Annotated in this window: 20 protein-coding genes; 7 read left to right on the forward strand and 13 right to left on the reverse strand. The window is 66.3% G+C overall.

From position 1 onward, the window contains the following. Nucleotide 1 precedes the first annotated feature (1 nt). A complete protein-coding gene (locus B8V81_RS25965) occupies nt 2-982 on the forward strand; it encodes a GNAT family N-acetyltransferase (protein WP_052333297.1) in 981 nt (326 codons plus the stop codon). Then, on the forward strand, nt 939-2,735 hold the full coding sequence (locus B8V81_RS26115; RefSeq protein ID WP_101807979.1) for a YheC/YheD family protein: 1,797 nt from the start codon (nt 939-941) through the stop codon (nt 2,733-2,735). Before B8V81_RS25965 ends, B8V81_RS26115 begins: the two co-directional genes overlap by 44 nt. Nucleotides 2,736-3,468: 733 nt before the next feature. Here the strand turns inward: B8V81_RS26115 and B8V81_RS06235 are convergent. Beyond that, nucleotides 3,469-4,161 carry an HAD family hydrolase gene (locus B8V81_RS06235; protein WP_043111399.1) on the reverse strand — a complete coding sequence of 231 codons (693 nt, stop codon included), beginning with the start codon at nt 4,159-4,161 and terminating at the stop codon, nt 3,469-3,471. Beyond that, nucleotides 4,158-6,035 carry a PAS domain S-box protein gene (locus tag B8V81_RS06240; protein WP_052333298.1) on the reverse strand — a complete coding sequence of 626 codons (1,878 nt, stop codon included), beginning with the start codon at nt 6,033-6,035 and terminating at the stop codon, nt 4,158-4,160. Before B8V81_RS06240 ends, B8V81_RS06235 begins: the two co-directional genes overlap by 4 nt. A 185-nt stretch (nt 6,036-6,220) precedes the next feature. Between B8V81_RS06240 and B8V81_RS06245 the strand changes: the two genes are divergently transcribed. After that, nucleotides 6,221-6,571, forward strand: a complete 351-nt coding sequence (locus tag B8V81_RS06245; protein WP_052333299.1) for a hypothetical protein — start codon at nt 6,221-6,223, stop codon at nt 6,569-6,571. An 87-nt stretch (nt 6,572-6,658) separates the two neighbouring features. Here the strand turns inward: B8V81_RS06245 and B8V81_RS06250 are convergent, their stop codons facing one another. From B8V81_RS06250 to B8V81_RS26245, 3 genes are all read right to left on the reverse strand, one after another. Continuing rightward, complete coding sequence (locus B8V81_RS06250) at nt 6,659-7,228, reverse strand: manganese catalase family protein (RefSeq protein ID WP_028599122.1); 570 nt, start codon at nt 7,226-7,228, stop codon at nt 6,659-6,661. Nucleotides 7,229-7,447: 219 nt separating this feature from the next. Further along, a complete protein-coding gene (locus tag B8V81_RS06260) occupies nt 7,448-7,729 on the reverse strand; it encodes a spore coat protein CotJB (protein WP_028599124.1) in 282 nt (93 codons plus the stop codon). A gap of 9 nt (nt 7,730-7,738) precedes the next feature. Beyond that, nucleotides 7,739-7,954, reverse strand: coding sequence for a spore coat associated protein CotJA (locus B8V81_RS26245; protein WP_028599125.1), 216 nt, complete (start codon nt 7,952-7,954; stop codon nt 7,739-7,741). A 463-nt stretch (nt 7,955-8,417) separates the two neighbouring features. On the opposite strand from B8V81_RS26245, the gene B8V81_RS06270 reads away from it, so the two are divergent. After that, complete coding sequence (locus tag B8V81_RS06270; protein ID WP_101807981.1) at nt 8,418-9,146, forward strand: YwaF family protein; 729 nt, start codon at nt 8,418-8,420, stop codon at nt 9,144-9,146. A 92-nt stretch (nt 9,147-9,238) separates the two neighbouring features. Here B8V81_RS06270 and ytvI read toward each other — a convergent pair whose 3' ends face one another. From ytvI to moaA, 7 genes are all read right to left on the reverse strand, one after another. Next, nucleotides 9,239-10,270 carry a sporulation integral membrane protein YtvI gene (gene ytvI, locus B8V81_RS06275; RefSeq protein WP_028599127.1) on the reverse strand — a complete coding sequence of 344 codons (1,032 nt, stop codon included), beginning with the start codon at nt 10,268-10,270 and terminating at the stop codon, nt 9,239-9,241. A gap of 97 nt (nt 10,271-10,367) precedes the next feature. Then, entirely contained in the window at nt 10,368-11,717 is a 1,350-nt protein-coding gene (locus B8V81_RS06280; RefSeq protein ID WP_101807982.1) for a hemolysin family protein, read from the reverse strand. Nucleotides 11,718-11,777: 60 nt separating this feature from the next. Continuing rightward, the gene (yfkAB, locus tag B8V81_RS06285) at nt 11,778-12,908 is read right to left on the reverse strand and encodes a radical SAM/CxCxxxxC motif protein YfkAB (protein WP_052333300.1); all 1,131 of its coding nucleotides are present in this window, start codon (nt 12,906-12,908) and stop codon (nt 11,778-11,780) included. 150 nt (nt 12,909-13,058) lie between these two features. Next, the gene (locus B8V81_RS06290; protein WP_028599130.1) at nt 13,059-14,180 is read right to left on the reverse strand and encodes an HD-GYP domain-containing protein; all 1,122 of its coding nucleotides are present in this window, start codon (nt 14,178-14,180) and stop codon (nt 13,059-13,061) included. Between the two features lie 116 nt (nt 14,181-14,296). Further along, the gene (locus tag B8V81_RS06295) at nt 14,297-15,742 is read right to left on the reverse strand and encodes a bifunctional metallophosphatase/5'-nucleotidase (protein ID WP_101807983.1); all 1,446 of its coding nucleotides are present in this window, start codon (nt 15,740-15,742) and stop codon (nt 14,297-14,299) included. Between the two features lie 57 nt (nt 15,743-15,799). After that, nucleotides 15,800-16,291 carry a hypothetical protein gene (locus tag B8V81_RS06300; protein ID WP_101807984.1) on the reverse strand — a complete coding sequence of 164 codons (492 nt, stop codon included), beginning with the start codon at nt 16,289-16,291 and terminating at the stop codon, nt 15,800-15,802. Nucleotides 16,292-16,322: 31 nt separating this feature from the next. Continuing rightward, complete coding sequence (moaA, locus tag B8V81_RS06305; protein WP_101807985.1) at nt 16,323-17,318, reverse strand: GTP 3',8-cyclase MoaA; 996 nt, start codon at nt 17,316-17,318, stop codon at nt 16,323-16,325. 127 nt (nt 17,319-17,445) lie between these two features. On the opposite strand from moaA, the gene B8V81_RS06310 reads away from it, so the two are divergent. The 3 genes from B8V81_RS06310 to B8V81_RS06320 all read left to right on the forward strand — a co-directional run bounded on the left by B8V81_RS06310 (nt 17,446) and on the right by B8V81_RS06320 (nt 20,447). Further along, the gene (locus B8V81_RS06310; RefSeq protein WP_101807986.1) at nt 17,446-18,255 is read left to right on the forward strand and encodes a molybdenum cofactor biosynthesis protein; all 810 of its coding nucleotides are present in this window, start codon (nt 17,446-17,448) and stop codon (nt 18,253-18,255) included. Next, the gene (locus B8V81_RS06315; protein WP_101807987.1) at nt 18,252-19,295 is read left to right on the forward strand and encodes a ThiF family adenylyltransferase; all 1,044 of its coding nucleotides are present in this window, start codon (nt 18,252-18,254) and stop codon (nt 19,293-19,295) included. Before B8V81_RS06310 ends, B8V81_RS06315 begins: the two co-directional genes overlap by 4 nt. A 96-nt stretch (nt 19,296-19,391) precedes the next feature. Then, complete coding sequence (locus B8V81_RS06320) at nt 19,392-20,447, forward strand: HD-GYP domain-containing protein (protein ID WP_101807988.1); 1,056 nt, start codon at nt 19,392-19,394, stop codon at nt 20,445-20,447. A gap of 84 nt (nt 20,448-20,531) precedes the next feature. On the opposite strand, the gene B8V81_RS06325 is transcribed toward B8V81_RS06320, so the two are convergent. Beyond that, nucleotides 20,532-21,608 (reverse strand): glycine-rich domain-containing protein, encoded by a 1,077-nt coding sequence (locus tag B8V81_RS06325; protein ID WP_101807989.1) that lies wholly within the window; start codon nt 21,606-21,608, stop codon nt 20,532-20,534. Between the last annotated feature and the right edge of the window lie 26 nt (nt 21,609-21,634).

Raw genomic sequence — 21,634 nt, forward strand, 5'->3', positions numbered from 1 at the left:
CATGAAGGCAATGCTTCTGACACCGAAGCAATGGACCCGCAGCCGGGAGCCGCTCCTGCGGCTGATGGCCGCCTGGGGCGGCGGACGGCTCTCGGCGGCGGGCCTAGCGGCTCTGAAGGAGCTGCGGGCGGAGGAGCTGGAGACCGCGGGCGGAGGGGCTCCGGCGGCGGCGCTGGCCGTCCTGCTGGAGCAGGGACGTCCGGCGGGCATCGCCTTTGCCCGCAAGGCAGGCCGGGAGGCCTGCCTTGTCGCCGTCTCGCCGCCCTGCCGCGGCCGAGGAGCCGGCAGCCGGCTGCTGCGCGAGCTGCAGCGGACGTGGGGAGCGCTCGACTGCCGCGTCGCCGCGGACAACGCCGCGAGCATGAAGATGTGCTTCCGCGCTGGCATGGCCGCAGTGGCGCTGGAGGACGGCCCGACCGGCAAGCCGACGCTCGTGTTCCGCAGCGGCGCCGGCGCGCTTGCCGCGCAAGGCGCGCAAGACGGCGCAGCGCGGGCGGAGGCGCTACGCGAGGCGGCTCGGATTGAGACGGCGCAAGTCAATGCGGCGCGTTCCCAGGCGGGTCGGTCTGAGGTAGAGCGTTTCGAAGTGGAGCGGCCTCAGGCGGAGCGGTTCGAGACGGCTTGGTTCGAGGCGGCTCAGCCTCAGGCGGAGCGGTCCCAGGTGGGGCGGTCCGAGGCGGAGCGGTTCGAGGCGGCTTGGCCTCAGGCGGAGCGGTCCCAGGTGGGGCGGTCCGAGGCGGAGCGGTCCGAGGCGGCTTGGCCTCAGGCGGAACGGTCCCAGGTGGGGCGGTCCCAGGTGGGGCGGTCCCAGGTAGGGCGGTCCGAGGCGGGGGCGACGAAAGCAGCGCGCACCGCAGGCGCGGCGCGAACCCCCTCCTCCCGGCCTTCCGGCCGCGAGCTCCTTCCGAAAAAGCCCGCTGCTGCAAGGAGGGATGATCATGGCTCAGCCGGTGCTCGGCATCTTAACGTTATACCTCAATGAGAACAAGGCGCTCGAGGAGCGCCCGATCTATCAGCGGATGATCGTCGCCGGCAAGAAAATGGGGCTCGACGTGTTCGTCTTCACGCCTGCCGACGTCGATTACGAGAAGAACCGGATCCAGGCGATGATCTACGATCCGTCGTCGAAGACGTGGTCGCGGCGCTGGACCTCCTTTCCCCATATGATCTTCGACCGCTGCCGCATCCAGCAGAGCTACCGCTTCGAGCAGCTTCAGAAATTCCGCTCCCGCTACGGCCATCTGACCTTCCTCAACCGGATGCTGCGCAACAAATGGACCGTGTACAAGACGCTGGCCGCGCAAAGCCGGTTTCAAGGACGGCAGCCGCTGACCGTGATGTATGCCGGACACAAGGATCTGGCCGACATGCTGCGCCGCTTCCCGCTCGTCTTCCTCAAGCCGATCAACGGAACGGGCGGGCGCGGCATCCTGCGGATCGAGCGGCAGAAGGAAGGCGTCTATCTCATCCAAGGACGCGATCAGTCTCGGCGCATCATCCGGCCGCAGAAGGTCGGAGCGGCCGCGCTGCAGGAGCGGCTTTCCTCCTGGAGCCTCGGCGGCGGCAAGTACATCGTGCAGCAGGGCATCATGATCAAGCTGCCGAGCGGCCGCGTCCACGACTACCGGCTGCTCGTGCAGAAGAACGGCCGCGGCGAATGGGAGCCGACCGGCTGCGCGGGCCGGGTCGGCGCGGCGGGCAGCATCACCTCCAACCTGCACGGCGGCGGCAAGGCGATGCGCATGGAGGAGCTGCTCTCCTCCTGGGTCGGCGACGAGGAGCTGGCCGCGTCCGTACGCCGCGAGGCAGAGCAGTTCGGCGTCGAAGTCGCGGCCCATCTGGAACGGCAGTACGGCCGCCTGTGCGAGCTGGCGCTCGACCTGGCGATCGACAAGAAAGGCGGCATCTGGCTGCTCGAGGTCAATCCGAAGCCCGCGCGCGAGGTGTTCCGCCAGAGCGGCGATCTCGCGACCTATGAGCGGGCCATCGTGAAGCCGCTGGAGTACGCGCTGTACCTCTACTCGAGACGCGGACGCAAGTCCGGCGGCCGCACGACAGGCGGACGCACGGCCGGGTCGCGCACGAGAGGCTCGCGCACGGCCGGATCGAGGACGACGGGCTCGCGCACGACCGGTTCAAGCCTGGGCGGCGCGCAGCCGGTCGGCTCGGGGCCGGCGGCAGACGAAGCGGCGACGCTCGGCTCCGGCTCGAAGCACCGGAATGCGGAGCCCGGCGGCAGCCGCAGCCCGGCCGGGGCGGCCGCAGGCAGCGGCAGAAGCGGTCCGGCCGGATCGGCGGCAGGCAGCGGCAAAAGCGGCGCGGCCGGATCGGCGGCAGGCAGCGGCAAAAGCGGCGCGGCCAGCGCGGCCGCGGACGGCGGCAAGCGCTCGGCGGCAGGCGGCGCGCAGGGACGCGTCTCGAAGCAGCCGCCTGGCGGGCGGCGCGAGGAGAACGAGTCGCCGAATCGACGGCGCAAGCCGAGACCGCTGGCCGGATCGGGTCCGTTCGCGGCGAACAAGCCGACGATCCGCTCCGTCCCGGCGCCGGCGAGTTCCGCTCTTTCCGCTGACATGGATGAGGCGGAGCTTGAGCCTCTTGCCGCGCCGGCCGATACGGCGGCGAAGCAGGCCGATCCATCGGTAAAGCAGGCCGATTCGTCGGCGAAGCAGGCCGATCCGTCGGCCGAGCAAGTCGACACAGCGGCCGCGCCGCAGACGGAGGAGAACGGGGAGTAGACGGAATCCGTCAATCGGCCAGACTCCCCGGGGCGCGATTCTCGGGCCGTAACCCGAAAAAATCGGCTTACGGACTCCCCGTGGCGCAATCCTCGGCCTGCAACCCGATAAAATCGGCTTGCAGACTCTCCGGAGTGCGATCCTCGGGCCGTAACCCGAAAAAATCGGCTTACGGACTCCCCGGGGCGCGATTCTCGGGCCGTAACCCGAAAAAATCGGCTTACGGACTCCCCGGGGCGCGATTCTCGGGCCGCAACCCGATAAAATCGGCTTACGGACTCCCCGGGGCGTGATCCTCGGCCTGCAACCCGAAAAAATCGGCTTACGGACTCCCCGGGGCGCGATCCCCGGGCTGCAACCCGATAAAATCGGCTTGCGGACTCCCCGGGGCGCGATCCTCGGCCTGCAACCCGATAAAATCGGCTTGCAGACTCTCCGGAGCGCGATTCTCGGGCCGTAACCCGAAAAAATCGGCTTGCGGACTCCCCGGAGCTCGCTCCTCGGGCTGCAACCCGATAAAATCGGCTTACGGACTCCCCAAGGCGCAGCTCCTCCGCAAAGCGGCTGTACACGAAAAGATACGTACATCAAAAAACCAGGACGAAGCCGCTTCCCGGCCTCGTCCTGGTTTTCCGTTTGCAATCCGGCCGCGGGCTTTCCGCAGCCGGCGCCGCGCTCGGGCGTCCCGCCTTGCTTCTCTACGTCCAGCCGCGCTCCCCGGCTGACGGCCGCTCTACTCTCCGAGCAGCTCCAGCAGCTCGCCGAAGCGGCGGATGCGGACATCCGCCCCGTCGAGCTCGGACGACGCGCCGAAGTCGGCGTAATCGCAGCCGACGACCGGCAAGCCGTTGCGCTTGCCGGCATCGACGTCCGAGGAGCGGTCGCCGACCATCCAGGCGCGGGCGACGCCATGCTCTGCGAGCAGCAGGCGGACGAGCTCTGCCTTGGTCGCCGTGCCTCGGCCGCCGGCCGTGTAAAGGCCGTCGAACAGCGGCTCCAGCCGCTTGTGCCGGACGATGCCCTCGACATAAGGCTGCAGGCCGTTGCTCGCCACGAACAGCCGGATTCCCCTCGCGCGCAGCTCGGCGAGCGTCTCGGTTACGCCTTCGTACAGCACGCCTTTGCCGGCCGCCAGCTCCTCCAGCTCGAACTGCAGCAGCAGCTCGTTGGCGCGCTCGCGGGCCGCCTCGGACGCGGTCGGCATCAGCTTGAGCCAGATGTCCTCCAGCAGCATGCCGAGGCAGCCGAGCAGAGCCTCCACCGGCGGCTCCGGCTCCGCATACAGTCCCTCCTCGCGCAGCGCCGCGAAGATGCGCCCATGCGCCTCCATCAGCAGCGTCTCCGTCTGCAGCAGCGTTCCGTCCATGTCGAACAGGATCGCCTCCGGCCGCTCGAGCCGCACGTTTCCGGCCGCTTGTTCCGTCATCCCGGTTCTCCCCTTTCCTCGCTTTTCCCACTATAGCCCAGCCTGTCCGCCCCGGCAAGGCGCAGCCGGTCGCCCGGCAGCTCGCCCGCTTCCGCGATCCGACGCTTCTGCAGCGGGCTTTCCCGAGGCAGATACACCTCCACGACCGTGCCGACATGCCTGCGGCTGCGGAACTCGATCGTGCCGTCATGGGCTTCCAGAATGCGCTTCGTCACCATCAGCCCGAGCCCCGTCCCCTTCTCCTTGGTGGAATAGAACGGCTCGCCGAGCCGGTCGAGGCATTCTTCCGGCATGCCTCCGCCCTCGTCGGCCACGCGCACATGCCAACCCTCCGCAGCGGCCTCCAGCTCGATGCGGATCTCACCCTGCTCCATGACCTCGATGGCGTTCTTGACGAGGTTGACGAACACCTGCTTGATCCCGTATTCCTCTCCGAGCACGACCGCCTCCGGAAGCGGCTCCAGCCTCAGCTCGATGCTCTTGAGCAGCGCCTGCGGGCTCATCAGCGTTGCAACCGCTTCCAGAATGCCGTCCAAGCGCACTTGCTTCACGATGCTTTTCTGCGGCTTGGCCAGCATGAGCAGCTCGTTCGTGATCGAATCGATGCGGCTGATCTCCTCCTGCAGAATCTGGAACATGTAGGCTTTCTCCGGCCTTTCGTTATAGGTTTCCAGCAGCCGGACGAAGCCTTTGAGCGAGGTGAGCGGGTTGCGGATCTCATGCGCGACCGCCGCGGCGAGCTGGCCCGCCGTCTGCAGCTTCTCCGATTTGAGCAGCAGCTTTTCCGTCTCGAGCTTCTGCGTCAGATCCTTGAGGATCAAATACGCGCCGTCCCGCTGTCCATGGATCAGGATCGGCACGAACTCCACCTCCGCCAAAATCGTTTCTCCGCTCCGCAGCGGCAACGGCAGCGCCAGCGGAGACATCTGGCAATCGGCGCCATCCCAGAGCCGGGTGAGCTCGTCTCTCCTCTCTTCGTCGAGCTTCATCAGCTCGTCAAGCCGCATCCCGGCCAGCTCCTCCGGCTGCGCTCCGAGCAGCTTCAGACCGGCAGGATTGCATTCCCTCACTTTTCCGTCGTTGTCCAGCTCCAGAATCGCATCCGAATGATGGGCGATCAGCGACCGCAGCCGCCGCTCGGCTTCCCGGATCTTCAGCTCGCTCCGCTTCTGCAGCGTGACGTCTCTGCCCATGCCGAAAATGCCGATCACATGCCCGTCCACGACAATCGGGAATTTCGTCACCTGCCCGTACAGCTCATGCCCCTGGCTGTTGATGATCCGATATTCGCGATACTGAGGCTGGCCGGCAGCGGCGAGCCGGAAGTGCTCCCTCGCCTCAGGAAGCTCGTCCGGATGAAGCAGCGGCTCGAAGCTGCTGCCGATCAGCTCTCTCTCCGAATAGCCGGTGATCGCGGCCATCGCGGGATTGACGAGCACGAAGCGCCCTTCCAGATCCATCTGGAACACCGAGTCCTGATTTTGCCGGAACAGCGACTCATAGCGCTGGTCGAGACGCTGGCTGTTCTTGCGCTCCGCCGTGATCTCGCGCAAGACGACGGCCAGCCCCGGGGGCAGCGGCAGCGCCTGCACGGCGTACCAGCGGTCGGACTCGGGAGAATATTCCTCGAAGCGGGACGAGCGTCCCGTCGCAGCTGCTTGCTCGAAGACGGGCTTCGCCCGCTCGACCCAATTCGCCGGAAACAGATCCCACAGCAGAGTGCCGATCAGCTGTTCCCGCGGCTTGCCCGCAAAATGCTCGGTCATCCGATTCGCATAGATGAACCTCCACTCCGGATCCAGCACGTACACCGCTTCCTCCACCTTGTCCCAGAGCAAAGCCAGATCCATCTCTTCCCGCAGCTCTCTGTCCATCGCGCTGTCCCCCCGTCCATGCGGCATGATCGGCAATCGTTGCCCGTTGACATGAATGTAGCGGCTCCAGTCCCGGTTAGCAAGCCAAAATCTGCCTATTGGAAGCCGGCGATCAAATAGGCGAGTGTCCTCCCAGCCCTCCCGCGCATAAGCTGTAGCATCCCATTGCAACGGAGGCGCATCCCATGTCCTTTGTTCCCGTACCGCCCGCCTATCCTCCCTATCCCTATCCTTATCCGTACCCGTATCCCTACCCTCCTTATCCGGAGGTGCTGCCGCTGCCGATACCGCTGCCGATCGGCGGCTTCGGTCCCGGCTTCGGTCCCGGCTTCGGTCCGGGCTTCGGTCCCGGCTTTCACGGCCCGGGCGGTCCCGGCTTCGGCCCCGGCGGTCCTGGCTTCGGCCCTGGGGGCCCGGGCGGTCCCGGCTTCGGGCCGGGCGGCCCGGGCTTTCACGGCGGCCCCGGCTTCCACGGCGGCGGCGGCTTCCATGGCGGCGGCCATCGTCCGTCCATCTTTGACCGCATCATTCCCTGATTATGCGCAAAAACGCCGGGAGCCTGCCTCCGGGCGTTTTTTCCGTCTGCTTCTATGTCCGTGCCTTCCTGTTATGTCGGGCAGCCGTCAGTAAATCTTCTTCTGCCCCATATCCGCCTTGATGATCTCGACCGATTCCCGGAAGCGCATCGCATGCACGATCTCGCGCTCGCGCAGGAACTTCAGGCTGTCCTGCAAGTCGACGTCGTCGGTGTAGTCGATGAGCCACTGATAGGTCGCCCGCGCCTTTTCCTCGGCCGCGATATCCTCGTACAGATTCGCGAGCGGATCGCCTTTGGCCGCGATGTAGGTCGCCGTCCACGGCACGCCGGCCGCGCTGTTGTAGAACAAGTCCCCGCCATGATTGACGAAGTCGGTTCCGAGGCCCGCCTCGCGCAGCTGCTCCGGCGTCGCGTCCTTGGTCAGCTTGTAGATCATCGTCGCGATCATCTCGAGATGCGCGAATTCCTCCGTCCCGATGTCGTTCAGCACGCCGATCACCTTGTCCGGAATCGTATACCGCTGGTTCAGGTAGCGCAGCGCCGCCGCGAGCTCGCCGTCCGCGCCGCCGTACTGCTCGACGAGGAACTTCGCCATCATCGGGTCGCATTTGCTGACTTTTACCGGATATTGCAGCTTCTTCTCATACAGCCACATGCCCTCATCCCCCCTCGCTGGCGTCTATCCGCGATTGTTGCTCTTGTCCATGCCCGGCCGCCTGCGGCGCGCGCTCCGCCGCCTCGGCCCGGGCCCTCGCCTCCCTGCGCGGACACGGGCGGGAGCAGGCTCTGCTGCATCCCGGCTCCGCCGCCAGCGCCGCATGCCGCTCCGCCGGGCCGGGCGGCCGCTCCGCCGCTCCGCGCCGATCGTCCATGCTCATACCTGCCAAGGCCACGGCGTCTCGTTCCATTGCCAAGGATACCGGGAATAGCTGTTGCCGAAATTGACCAGCGGTCCGAACTGCAGCTCGAACTGCTGCGCCACGGCCTGCCGCTTCTGCGCCAGCTGGTTGAACTGCTGGATCGCCTGCAAGTCCCCCGGATGCGTGTTCAAGTACAGGTTCAGCTCCACCAGCGCAAAATCCAGCACCTGAAGCTCCTTCAGTCCGGCTTGATAGGCCTCCTTGTCGAATGCCTGCTTCTGCTGCTCCTCGCTCATCGAATCCGTTCAGCTCCTTCCGCAGCCTGGCTCATAAGGACTGTACAGCGCCGGCCACAGCGTGCCGAGGCGCAGCGCCTCCTCGAGCGGATATTGAGGCAACCCCGTCGGCTGGTACAGGATGTACTGATTCGGCGGAATGACATACCGCCTGACGCCGATCGGCGGGCACGGATCGCATGCTCCCCGAAAGGGAAGCCATTCCCTGTAGCCGGCTCCCGGCACGCCCGGCGGCGGCAGCTCGCCCGCTGCTCCCGCCTGCGCTCCGTAGCCCGCCGCCGCGCCGTATGCGGGCTGGCCGTAAGCGGCCGCAGCCGCCAGCTCCGCCTCGCTGCGGTAAGCCTGCTGCGGGGCGCCGAAGCCAGGGGCCCCGCCGGCATAGGCCGGGGCGCCATACGCGACGCCGCCGGGCTGGCCGGCATAACCGCCCTGGCCGCCTCCGAACATACCTCTTGCTGCCTGTAGCCTCATGTCCTGCCTCCTTGCCCGGCCGAGCCTCCTTCTGTCGACGCAGCGGCTGCAGGCCGGATGCTGTGCTGCTCCTTAAAGCGTATGAGCCGGGGCTTATCCAACTTGCCTTTTACTTTTTGGCGATGCCATCCGATAGGACTTTGCCGGGGCTACGGCGAAGTAGAAGCGATCGCGCTCCCTGCGCCTCCTCCCAACTCCGTCCGAAAGGCAGGTCGCCATGTTCGATTCCGACATTACCGAGCGCTTCGTCGCCTACAGTCCTGCCCATCTGATCAGCCTCGGACTCATCTTCGCCGCGGTCCTGCTGCTGTTCGCCTTCCGCGGGCCGCTGGCCCGCCGCCGCCCCGCGTCCGGTCGCTACGCGCTGGCCGGACTGCTCGCCGCCTGCGAGATTCTGCTGAACGTCTGGTACGTCTCGAACGGCGTGTTCCGCCCGGAGGCCACCCTTCCGTTGGAGCTGTGCAGCATCTCGCTTTATTTGTCCGTCATCATGCTGCTGCTGCGCAGCCGGCTGCTGTTCCAGATCGTCTACTTCACCGCGATCGGCGGCGCGTTGCAGGCGCTTGCCACGCCCGTGCTCGGCTATGCGTTTCCGCATTTCCGCTTCCTCGAGTTTTTTGCCGCGCACGGTCTGCTGCTCCTGGCGGCCCTCTACATGGTCTGGGTCGAAGGCTTCCGCCCGACGCTGCGCTCGCCGTTCATCGCCTGGGGAGCGGTCAACGCGATCGCCGCCTTCGTGTTCGCGGTCAACCGGCTGACCGGAGCGAACTACATGTTCCTCGCCCGCAAGCCGCCGAGCTCGTCGCTGCTCGACTATCTCGGCCCGTACCCGTGGTACATCCTGTCGCTCGAGGCCGTCGCGCTGCTGCTGTTCCTGCTGCTCTACCTGCCGTTCGCGCGAAGCGGACGGCGCGGAAGGGAGCCGGCCCGCGCCCCGTCGCCTTAGGCGGTTCCCTTGAGGAAGGCCGTGCGCGCCAAAAAAGCCCGCTTCTCCCGACAGTCGGGAAAAGCGGGCTTTTTCGCCTGCGCCGAAGGCGGCTACAGGCGGATCTTGAGCTGGAACAGGCCGGCCTTGCGCGCCGCCATGTAGATGATGACGACGAGCGGGCCGAGAAAAACGCCGATGACGCCGACCAGCTTGAAGCCGACATAAAGGCTGATCAGCGCGGAGATCGCGCCGATGCCGACGGAGTCGCCGAGAATTTTGGGCTCGATGATGCGCCGCACGACGGTGATGACGAGAAACAGCAGCACGAGGCCGAACGCGGTGCCGCTGTGGCCGGCCAGCAGCATGTAGGCCGCCCACGGCACGAGCACCGACCCGGTGCCGAGGATCGGCAGGATGTCGACGACAACGACGAGCAGCGCGATCGCCATCGCGTAGTCGATGCCCATGCTCGCCAGGCCGATCAGCGTCAGGACGTACGTCACGAGGCTGAGCAGCAGCTGCGAGCGCAGGAAGCCGAAGATCGAGTCCTTGAGGTTGTCGAGCACCTGCCCGAGCTGCGGCTGGGAGTCCTCGTGGAACAGCGACAGGAACGACGCCCTCATCGTGTCGAGGCCGAAGCTGAACATGTACACCGCGACGAGGAACACGATCGTGAAGATGAACATTCCCGGCAGGCCCGAGGCGACGGCGACGACCGAGCCTGAGAGCGCGGTCGCCATGCCCGTCAGCGAGCTGGCGAGCCCGTTTAGCACCTTTTCCAGCTGCACGGCCGTCTCCGGCGGGATCGTCATGTAGACATCCTTGGCATGCTCGAACTTTTCTCGGAAAAAGACGTTCGCATCCGCCACCATCGCCGGCGCGCGGTTCCAAAAGGCGATCAGCTCCGCCGCCAGCTTGAAGCCGATGCCGGCGGCAAGCGCCAGCAGCAGCACGGTGAACAGCGTGCTGCTCGCGGCCGCGGCCGCGAGCCGGCTCATGCCGGCCTTGCGCATCAGCAGCCGGTTGAGCGGCTCCAAAAAGATGGCGACGACAAGCGCGAGCAGGAACGGCGCGCCGACGGTGAAGCTGAGGTACAGCAGCAGCAAGCCTACGGCAATGAAAACGAGCGTTTTGATCGGCAAAGCCATTCTCCCCGGGGCTGCAGTCCCCGCAGATCTCCCTTCCGGCGAGGCTGGCCGCTGCCGGGCTCCCGAAAAGAAGCTCTCCGGACGCTCCGCGCTAGCTCTCCTCTGCCGGCTCGTCCCGATCTGCAGCGGCTTCGGGATTGCGGTAGATGCGGACGCGCAGCACGCGCAGAGGCTGGCATTCCGCTACCTCGAATGTATATTCGCGATAGCCGATTTTCTTGCCTTGCTCGGGGGTGCCGCCCAGCCGGCGGAACATCCACCCCCCGATGGAATCGACCTCCTCGTCCTCGAGATCGAGCTGCAGCAGGCGGTTGATGTCGTCGATCAGCATGCGGCCGTCGACGGTCGTCGCCTCCCCCTGGACCGTGATCGCCGGCGGCGCCTCGTCGAACTCGTCATGGATCTTGCCGACGATCTCCTCGAGGATCAGCTCGGCCGTCAGCATGCCCGCCGTGCCGCCGTACTCGTCGACGACGACGGCGAGCTGGCTGTGGCGCGCCTGCATGAGCTGCAGCACCTGGCTGACCTCCATCGACTCCGGCACGTTCAGCACCGGCCGGATCAGCTTGCGCAGATCCGGCACGCTGCCGCGGTCCGCAGTCAGCAGGTCGGCGATGTGCACGAAGCCGATGATCTGGTCCTTCTCCTCAATCGCCACGGGATAGCGGGTATGCCGGGTCCGATACACCATCTCGCGGTTCTCCTCGAGCGAGCGCGTCGTGAACAGGCAGTCCATGTCCGTCCGCGGCAGCATCACCTCGCGCGCCAGCAGGTCCGCGAAGTCGAATACATTGCCGACAAGCTTCATCTCGTTGTCGTCGATGATGCCGCTCTGCGCGCTTTGGTTGACGAGCAGCCGGATCTCCTCCTCGGTATGGGCCGACTCGTGCTCGCTCGCCGGCTCGATGCCGATCAGCCGCAGCAGCCGGTTCGCCGCCCCGTTCAGCAGCAGGATCGCCGGCTTGAAGATCGCATAGAAGAACAGCAGCGGCGCGGACAGCCAGAGCGACACGCCCTCGGACTTCTGGATCGCGAGCGACTTCGGCGCCAGCTCGCCGATGACGATGTGCAGGAACGTGATGACGAGAAAGCCGATGACGATGGACACGGTCGAGACGACCGTCTCGTCGGCGATGCCGATTCGGTGCAGCAGCGGCTCGGCGATCAGATGGGAGATCGCCGGCTCGCCGACCCAGCCGAGGCCGAGCGAGGCGAGCGTGATGCCGAGCTGAGTCGCGGACAGATAGGCGTCGAGGCGATGGGCGATGCGCAGCGCGTAGCCGGCTTTTTTGCTGCCTTCCGAGGCGAGCTGCGTCAGCCTGGTCGTCCGCACCTTGACGAGGGCGAACTCCGCCGCGACGAAAAAGCCGTTCAGCAGCACGAGCACGACGACGACGAGCAGGTTCAGCGCGATATCGCCCGGATGGAACTCGGTTGTCATGACGTTCGGCCTCCGTTACGGGCAGAATGCGCCGGCCAGGGCGTGTTTGCAAACACCGCCCTAGAGCACGGCCTTCTGCTTCATGAAATCGACCTCTTCGTAATACATCTGCTTCACGAGCAGGTTCGGACCGCAGCAGGCGGCAGCCGGACAATGGCAGCTGACGCTGCGGCTGAGCGGATGGTCCAGCCAGCGGGCGAACACGTCGTCGAGCCGCTCGTCCTGCACGTTGCCGAACGCCGGGATGTCGCTGAAGTCCGTCACGAACACCTCGCCTGTGAACAGGTTGACGTTGAGCCGGTTGCGGCCGTCGGGATCGTTGCGCACGGTCACGTTCGGCTCGCGCCCGAGCCGCGCCAGCAGGTCGCGGTCGGCGGGATCGGAGCTGCACGAGTAGAACGGCAGCGTGCCGAACAGCATCCACAGCTGCGGGTCGCGCGCGTCGAGCAGCTCCTCCACCGCCTGACGCATCTGCTCCTTGCTCAGTGCGGGCAGATCGCCGGCCCAGGCGCTCGGATACATCGGATGCACCTCATGGCGCTCGCAGCCCATCTCGCGGATGAGCCGGTGGATCTCCGGCATCTTGCGCCAGGTGCGGTAGTTGATCATCGACTCGGCGGAGACGAGCACGCCCGCGTCGCTCAGCCGGCGCGCGTTGTCGATCATCCGCTCGTACATCCGGACCGCGGCCGAGCGCGGCACCGAATGGCCCGAGCGCGCGAAGCCCACCTCATGGAAGTCGTCCGCCGACGTGTAGTTGAACGAGATATGCATGACGTCAAGGTAAGGAGCGATCAGCTCGTAGCGCGAATAGTCGAGCGTGACGTTGGAGTTGAGCTGGGAGCGGATGCCGCGGCTGCGAGCGTACTTCAGCAGCGGCACGATATAGTCGCGCACCGTCCGCTCGGAATAGGACGGCTCGCCGCCGGTGATGCTGATCGTCTGCAGCTGCTCGACCTCGTCGAGCCGCGAGAGCATCAGCTCGAGCGGCAGCTTGTCCGGCTCGCGCATCGTCAGCGTGTCGCCGACCGCGCAATGCTCGCAGCGCATGTTGCACAGGTTCGTGACCGTGAATTCGACGCTCGTCAGGGCATGTCGGCCGAAGCGCTCCAGGCTGCCGAGCGGGTCCCACGGGTCGTTTTGCGGGGACAGCGGCGTCAGCAGCGGTTGAAGCGTCATTTCTGGGTTCATGTTCGATCCAGCACCTTATCGTTTATTAATGAAACACTTGGCCTTTATTGTACTTCCCCTTCCCGATCGAATCAAACCGCCGGGCGCGGCCAACGCAAAAAAAGGAGCCCGAAGGCTCCCCGAAACCGCTGCCTGATGCTGCCGGAACGATCAGGACGGCGCGCCCGCAAGCTGCGCCTCGGGCAACTCGTCGTTGACGCCGGCGATCATGCGGGTAAGCTGCAGCGACATGTCGATCTCGTACGGCGCGCGCAGCCGCACGCCCTCGTCGTCGCGCAGGACGCGCACGACCGGCCGATGCGGGCAGCTCGGCCGCACGTCGACGACGACGCCGATCTCGCCGGTCTTAAGGCGGACCGTCATGCCGACCGGATAGATGGCGACCTTGTCGCGGAACAGCTGCACCATCGACTGCTCGTACTGGGTGCCGGTGCCGGCGTACAGCGCCTCGACCGCCTGATGCGGCAGCATCGGCTCGCGGTAGATCCGGTTGGTCGTCATCGCGTCGTACGAGTCGACCATGCCGATCCATTTGGAGAACTCGTGGATCTCCTTGCCCTTGAGGCCGAACGGATAGCCGCTGCCGTCGAGCCGCTCGTGATGCTGCAGCGCGCACAGCGCGGCGGCGGCCGGCACGCCCGCCTCATGGCGGAGAAGCTCGTAGCCGTATTCCGTATGGCGCTTCATCTCTTCGAATTCTTCCCGCGTCAGCAGACCGGGCTTCTTGAGCAGCTCGACCGGCACCATCGTCTTGCCGACGTCATGCAGCAGCGCTCCCATGCCGAGCACGGTCAGCTCGTCGCGCGAGTAGCCGTGATGGATGCCGAGCATCGTCGAGTAGACGCAGACGTTGAACGAATGCTGGTACAGATAATTGTCCACCGACGCCATGTTCATGAGCATGACGACGGATTCCTTATGCGCGGACAGGTCGTCGATGACCCGATTCATGACGTCGCGCAGCTGCGGTCCGACGAACGGATAGGCCGCTCCGCGCCTGCGCTGGGGCAAATCCATCATTTGCCGGAAGCTGGCCCGGATCTCCGTCATCGCGACCCGCATCGTATCCTCGCTGATCAGCTCGTTGATCAGGATGTCGTCTGTCGCCTCGTCCTGGATGAAAAGGAAATTGATCTGGCATTCCTGGAGCCGCTCGATGAGCCGGCTCGTCAGCTCGAAGCCTTCGCCAAGCAGGACGAGTCCCTCCCCGGAGAGAACCTTTTTGGCCAGCCTCATCCCGGGCCGGCACATGCTTAGGGGCATCAGTATCATGGACGGGTCGCTCCCTGGGTACGATTAGAATCCTATCCTGTTATCTATCGACATCGACGAGGAAAAACATTAGATTCGACAGCGTTTTTCGAGCCGATCGGCGTCAATTCGACAGATCAGCGAACGAGCCTGAACCTCGGCTCGCCGCAGCGCCGCAGCGCCTCCGGCTTGTTCAGCTCGGCGGCAAGCACCTGGCGGATGAATTCCGGCAAAAAATAGCGGACGTCCCGCCCTTCCTTGAGCGGCAAATACCCGGCGCCGAAGGTGAACATGTCCAGCGTGCCGACGTCGTACTCGCGCTCGTCCTCCAGCTCGCGGCCGCCGCAGCGGATCGACACGATCCGGCCGCCTCCGTCCGCGGCCGGACTCCAGTCGATCTCAAGCCCGTCCACGGCCAGCGTGCCGAGCACCGTGCCGCGGAAGCCGAAGCCGCGCAGCTCCTTGCCGTAGAACTCCGGCTGCAGCGACTGCTCCACGGCCTCGCGGATGCGCCGGCCGACGAGCCGCATGCGGCAAGGATTGACCGGCGACGGGCATAGCGCATGCAGCAGCCCTTCGCTGATCTCTCCGGCCGGCAGCCCGCCGAGCAGCTGCCCGGCGTTGACGAGGCCGATGTCCGCCCCGGTCCACTCGCGCACGCCGGCCGCCAGCAGGTTCGCGAGCGGCGATTCGCGGGCCGGGTCGAGCTCGAGCGGCCGCTCGAGCGTGGCGGCCGGACGCGACAGCTCGCGCCGGGCCGTCTCGCCGTGCTCGCTCAGCAGCTCGGCCGCCTCCTCGTCGATCGGCAGCGAGGCGATCGGCAGCAGGCGGCCGGCCGCCTCGAGCCGCCCGCTCGACGGATCGAGGCCGAGCTCGACGAGGCCGAGCCGCTCGCCGAACTTGCCGGCTCCGCACAGCAGCGCGCCGCGGACGCTCTCCGGCTCCTCCAGCAGATGATGCGTATGGCCGCCGAGAATGACGTCGATGCCGTCGATCTCCTCGGCCAGCCGGCGGTCCACCGGCAAGCCGAGATGCGACAGCACGACGACCGCGTCCGCCGCCCCGCGCAGGCGGCCGACCTGCTCGCGGACCGCTTCGAGCGGATCGGTGACGGTCCAGCCGAGCAGGCTGTAAAAGGCCGGGTAGGCCGCAGTCGCGCCGATCAGCGCGACGCGCAGCCCGTTTTTGACGAGCACCGTCCCGGGCAGCAGCCACTCCGGCCGCTCGCCTGTGCGCGCATCGAGCAGATTGCAGCAGAGGATCGGGAAGCGGGCGCCCGCGTAGATGCGCTCCAGCTCGTCCCGGGTGAACGTCAGCCCTTCGTTGTTGCCCGGCACGGCCGCCTCGCAGCCCGCCGCGTTCAGCAGCGCGATGTTGACGGAGCCTCCGGTGCCTTCGGTCTCCTGCCGCATCCGGTCGAGATGGTCGCCGATGTCGACGTACAGCACGCCCTGCTCGCCCTCATCCCGGCGCGCGTCCTTGACGGCGGCGGCGATCCGCCCCGCCTCCTCCAGGCGGCTGTGCACGTCGTTGCTGTGCAGCAGGAGCAGCCGGCTTCGTTTGTTGTCCGTTGATCGTTCCATGCGCGCGCTCCTTCCATGCCTGCCCTTTTTCGCCTGCGTGCCGGCCGGCGGGCGGCTTCAGCGGCGTTTCCTAAGGTCCTCCGGCGAAAAATCCGACTTGAAGCCGTACGCAGCGTCGCCGCCGAGCTCGGGCTCCTCCAGCAGCGTCAGCGAGACGACCCGCTTGACGTTCAGGCATTTGCTGCTGCCGTCCGGCACATAGAGGCGCAGCGGCCCTTCGCGCTCCAGCGGCACGCCTTCGCGGGCGAACAGAAACGCCGCCTGAGCGGCCTCGCGCCAAGAAATGACCGCTTCGAAGCGGTCATCCGCGACGACCTTCACATGGGTCGGCGCCGCGACGACGTCCTCCCTGCCGGCTGCGGCCGCCTGCTCCAGCCAGCCCCGATGCCAGTCGATCAATCCGAAAGCCTCGCCGCTGCCGTCCGGCACCCGCTCCAACAGCGGGAAGACGGCGCCGGCCTGCTCCGCCATCATGCGCGCCGAGAGCGACTCGGGCGCAGCGGCCCGGACGCCCCGACGCTGCTGCCGGATTTCAATTTCCTTTGCCATGCTCCATCTCTCCTATCCGCTGCACTCTTGCTCAGCCGCCGATCTGCGACATCCGCCGCGACGTCGGGCTATGGCTGAGCGCCTCGCCGTGCAGCCTCGCCGCCATCTCATGGTTCTCCGGCTTGATGTCCGCGGCGCGCCGGAACAGCGCCTCGAGCGCCGCGCGGCTGCCGAGCGCGGGCTTGACGTTCAGTTCGTCCACCCAGTAGAGGCAAGGCTGCAGGCTGCCGTCCGCCGTCAGCCGGAGCCGGTTGCAGCGCGCGCAGAAACGGTCGCTGACCGGATGGATCAGGCCGAACGAGCCGGCCGCCCCCTCGAACGCCCAGTTTTCCGAAGGGCCGTTGCCCCGGAGCTCCTCGAGCGGAGCCATCGGCAGGCCGAGCTCGCGCGCCGCGTCCATGACCGCCGTCAGCGGCAGGTACGTCCTGCGCCACTGCTCGTCGGCATGGCCGATCGGCATGTATTCGATGAAGCGCACATGGAGCGGCTGCTCGACGGACAGGCGCAGGAAGCTCTTGATCTCGTCCTCGTTGATGCCCTTCAGCAGCACGCAGTTCAGCTTGATCGGGCCGAGCCCGGCTTCGCCGGCCGCGCGAATGCCCGCGAGCACCTGCTCCAGCCCGCCGCGCCGCGCGATGAAGCGGAAGCGGGCCGCATCCAGCGTGTCGAGGCTGATGTTCACGCGGTCGAGGCCGGCCGCCTTCAGCGCGGCCGCCTGCTTCGCGAGCAGCATGCCGTTCGTCGTCATCGAGATCTCCTCGATGCCGGGGATCGCCTTGAGCCGGCGGATCAGACCGTCCAGGCCCGGCCGCACGAGCGGCTCGCCGCCGGTGATGCGCAACCTCCGGAAGCCGAGGCCGGCCGCGGCCTCGACGACCTGGACGATTTCGTCGTAGCTCAGCAGCTCGGACGAGTCGGCGAACTCCATTCCTTCCTCGGGCATGCAGTAGAGGCAGCGCAGGTTGCAGCGGTCCGTCACCGAGATGCGCAAATAGTCGTGTATTCTTCCGAATCGGTCCCTCAGCATCGCGTTTCCCCCTCGGCCGGGCTTCCTGCCGGAAGCCTGCAGTTTCGTGTCTATCAGTTTATCATTTTTGGCGGACTTATGATATGCTGGAAGCAAAACCCCGCGGGGACAGGTGAGGTTATCTACCATGAGCTACAGCTGGAGCATCGCTTTGTTCGCCGGCTTGCCGGAGCGTCTCGGGACGCGGCAGGCCGAGCTCTCATCCGACCGGTCCGAGATGACCGTCGGCGAGCTGAAGGCCGCGCTGAGCGAGGCCTATCCCGCCCACGCCGGCTTGATCGCCGTCTGCTTCGCGGCCCGCAACGAAGCTTATGCCGCCGACGGCGAGCTCGTCCGCTGCGGCGACGAGCTCGCGCTGCTGCCGCCGGTATCCGGCGGCGACGGCAGCGGCGCTCCTATCGCGGCGGCAGCCGCCTGCCGCATCTGCGCCGAGCCGCTCGACGCGGCCGAGGTCGCTTCGCTGGTCGAGCATCCCGACCACGGGGCGGCGATCGTCTTCATCGGCACGACCCGCGAGTGGACCGCCGGACAGCGGACGGTCAAGCTCGAGTACGAAGCCTATGAGCCGATGGCGCTGCGCACGCTGGAGCAGATCCGCCGCGAGCTGGACGAGCGCTGGCCGGGCACGCGCTGCGCGATCCATCATCGCATCGGCGTCGTCGGCATCGGCGAGGCGAGCGTCGTCATCGCCGTCTCCGGGCCGCATCGGGCGGCCGCCTACGAGGCGAGCCGCTACGCGATCGAGCGCCTCAAGCAGATCGTTCCGATCTGGAAGAAGGAAGTGTGGGAGGACGGCTCGGAGTGGAAAGGACATCAGACGGGGCCTTGGAATCCGCTCTCGGACCTGGCTCCGCCGGTCCCGCCCGCAGCCTCGGACAAGCTTCCTGCGGAAGAAGCCGCGGCTGCGGTCGGAGCCGAGCGGGAGCTATCCGAATGAGCGAAGGCAGCCGGCCGGCGCTCCCAGACCGCTACATCCGCCAGACGCGTTTCGCGCCGATCGGCCCGGACGGCCAGCAGCGGCTCGGAGGCTCCGTCGTCGCCGTCGTCGGCGTCGGCGCGCTCGGCTGCGTCATCGCCTCGCATCTGGCGCGCGGCGGCGTCGGCGAGCTGCGGCTGATCGACCGCGACATCGTGGAGCTCAGCAACCTGCAGCGGCAGCTGCTGTACGACGAGGACGATGCCGCCTCCAGCCTACCCAAGGCGGAGGCCGCCGCGGCGAAGCTGCGCCGCGCCAACAGCAGCGTCTCCATCCGCGCCTATGCGGCGGACCTGCATGCCGGCAACGCCGACGAGCTGCTCGGGGGTACGGACCTGATCCTCGACGGCACGGACAATTTCCACACTCGCTATCTCCTCAACGACTATGCCGTGCGCGCCGGCATTCCCTGGATTTACGGCGGCGCGGTCGGAGCCGGGGGCATGACGATGAGCGTGCTGCCGGACGCCGGTCCGTGCTACCGCTGCCTCTTCCCCGAGCCGCCCGCCTCGGGGCTGGCGGATACTTGCGAGACGGCAGGCGTCGTCTCGCCGCTCGTCGACGTGATCGGCTCGCTGCAGGCGATGGAGGCGATCAAGTGGCTTTCCGGCCGGCGCGAGGAGATGCGGGGAGACCTGCTGCAGCTGGATCTTTGGCGCAACTCGTGGATGCCGCTCGGCGTAGCCGGAGCCAGGCGCTCCGACTGCGAATGCTGCGGACGCCGCGAATTTCCGTTTCTCGAGCCGGAGGAGGACATGGCGGCGGCGCTGTGCGGGCGCGCCACCGTGCAGATCCGGCCGGCCCGCAGCCGGCCGCTCGATCTGCCCGCGCTGGCCGAACGGCTCGCGATGGCGGGAGAAGTCCGGTTGACTCCCTACTCGCTCCGGTACGAGCGGGACGAGCGGATTTCGGTCGTCTTTTTCCCCGATTCGAGAGCGCTCATCCAAGGCTTGGAAGATCCTATTAAAGCGAAAGCCGTTTATGCCGATATACTAGGATGATAATAGGTCGGACGAACGATATTGCCCCGCTTTCAGATCCGACAATAGTAGCAGACGGCACGATGCCGTCCAAGACTAACCTTGCCGAGGTGCACCATGAGGGTTCATATTTCCGATCTAAAGGAAGGCGATCTGCTGTCTAGCGACGCCTTCAACCATTTTGGCTTGAATGTCATGGCCAAAGGAACCCGGCTGACCTCCTACGAGATCGCCAAGCTGACGCAGCACAGCATCGACTATGTGGAGGTCGAGATGGAGGCGCCTGTCGCCGCCGGATACCGGACGATCGAGTCCGGCCTGCCGCCGCGCTGGCTGCCGTCCATAAAGCCCCTTTACGAGAACGCCATCTCCGGCTGCGAGGATCTTTTCCGCAAGGCGCTGGAAGAAGGCAAAGTGAGCGAAGAGGACGTGGACCGGTCGTTCGGTCCGCTCATGTCCAGCTTCCAGATGGAGAAAGACGTCGTCTCGATGCTGCTGCTGCTCAATACGGACGACGACTATACGTACCAGCATTCCGTCCAGGTGGGCATGCTGTCCTACTACCTGGCTTCCTGGCTCGGCTTCCCGGAGGAAGAGGCGGCGCGCATCGGCAAGGCCGGCTTCCTGCACGACATCGGCAAATGCCGAATCTCCAAGGACATCCTCAACAAGCCGGAGAAGCTGACGAGCGAGGAGTACCGCGAGATCAAGCGCCACACGCTGTACGGCGAAGAGATCATCCTCAGCACCTACGACGATCCGTTCCTCTCCTCCGCCGCTCTCCAGCATCATGAGCGCATGGACGGCACCGGCTACCCTCACGGCATCGACGGCATCGAGATTTCCCCGATCGCCAAGATCGTCGCCGTCGCGGACGTGTACAGCGCCATGATCTCCACCCGCTCCTACCAGCAGAAGCGCGACCTGCTCTACGTGCTGCGCGAGCTGTACCGCATGAGCTTCCACGAGCTGGATCCGCACACGACCCACACGTTCATCCGCCATATGATTCCGAACTTCATCGGCAAAAGCGTCGAGCTCGACAACGGACAGTTCGGAACCTTCATCATGACGCATCCGAGCGAGTTTTTCCGCCCGCTCATCCAGGTCGGCGAGGATTTCCTCGACCTGTCCGAGCAGCGGGAGCTGGAGATTACGCAGATTTATATGTAAATTGAAAAGACCCCCTAGCCGCCATGAGGCGGCTAGGGGGTCTTTTGCATGCAGGGCGTCGGCCCGGACGTTCGCTGTCCCTCGTCAGTCTCCTCCGCCGCAGCTGCTGGACGAGCAGCTGCTCGAGCTGCAGCTGCTCGAGGAACAGCTGCTGGAGGAACCGCCGTCGGAAGAGCCATCTCCGCCGCTGTCCGAGCTGCCGCTTCCCCGTTCGTCGAACGAGTCGCCGCCCGCGCAGCCCGATGCCGAGCAGCCGCTTTGGGAACGCTCGCGCTCCGCCTCCGGCAGATGCCGCTCCATCTGCTCGTCGAACGAGCCGCCCATCGAGCTCATGAGCAGCGCTCCTCCCAGCATCGCTCCGTAGCCGGGATCGGCATAGCTGCTCCCGGACAATCGGCCAGGCGAGTCGCTGCGATCGGCGCTTCGAGCCTCGCGCGCGTCGGCGGCCTGACGGCGGAGCTTATCCAGCATATAGGAGACGAGCCGCTCGTCCGCTTCGGGACGGAACAGCTCCGAGCGCAGCTCTCGCGGCTCCGCGTCCTGCAGCCGCTCCAGCCTCTTTGCATTGAGCGGATGGCGGAAAAAGGCTCCCCAGGCGACAGGAGCGAAAGCGTGGAAACGGAACAGCGCCGCATAGGCCAGATCGAACCAGGCGCGACCTCCGGGATCCGGGACGCTTTCGGCCGCCGGCGCGTGATGCAGCGGTCCGCCGATCAGTTCTTTGCCGAAGCGCTCGTATTCGCGGGTGTACATCAGCATCTCATGCCAGACCCCGTCCACCTCGTCGCCGAACATCGGCACGGTACGCAGCAGCGAGCAGAGCACGAAATAGCGCTTCAGCTCCAGCAGCAGCAGCTCGAACCGCTCTGGCGAGCAGTCGGGATGCTCCGTCAAATAGCGCTGCCGGAGCTGCTCGACATAGGAGGCGGGCAAAGCTTTGTCCAGCTTGGCCGCCGTCGCTTGCAGCGGCGCGTCCGGCAAGGCGCCGAGATCCAGCCAGCCGGCGGTTTCGCGGGCGGCCTCGGCGACCGCGTTCCGACGCGGATTTTTGGAGGAGGACAAGGGACGCTCCGCCGATCGGCGAGTTTTCGTTCGAGCCGATACGAGGGACAGGACGAGCAGAGCGAAGAGAGCGAGCAGAAAAAGGGAGCTTGGAGTCATCGGCTTCTCCTTTCGAAGAGGAAGAA

Origin of the sequence: Paenibacillus pasadenensis, assembly GCF_002864175.1 — a bacterium.
GTDB classification, from domain to species: domain Bacteria; phylum Bacillota; class Bacilli; order Paenibacillales; family Paenibacillaceae; genus Paenibacillus_O; species Paenibacillus_O pasadenensis.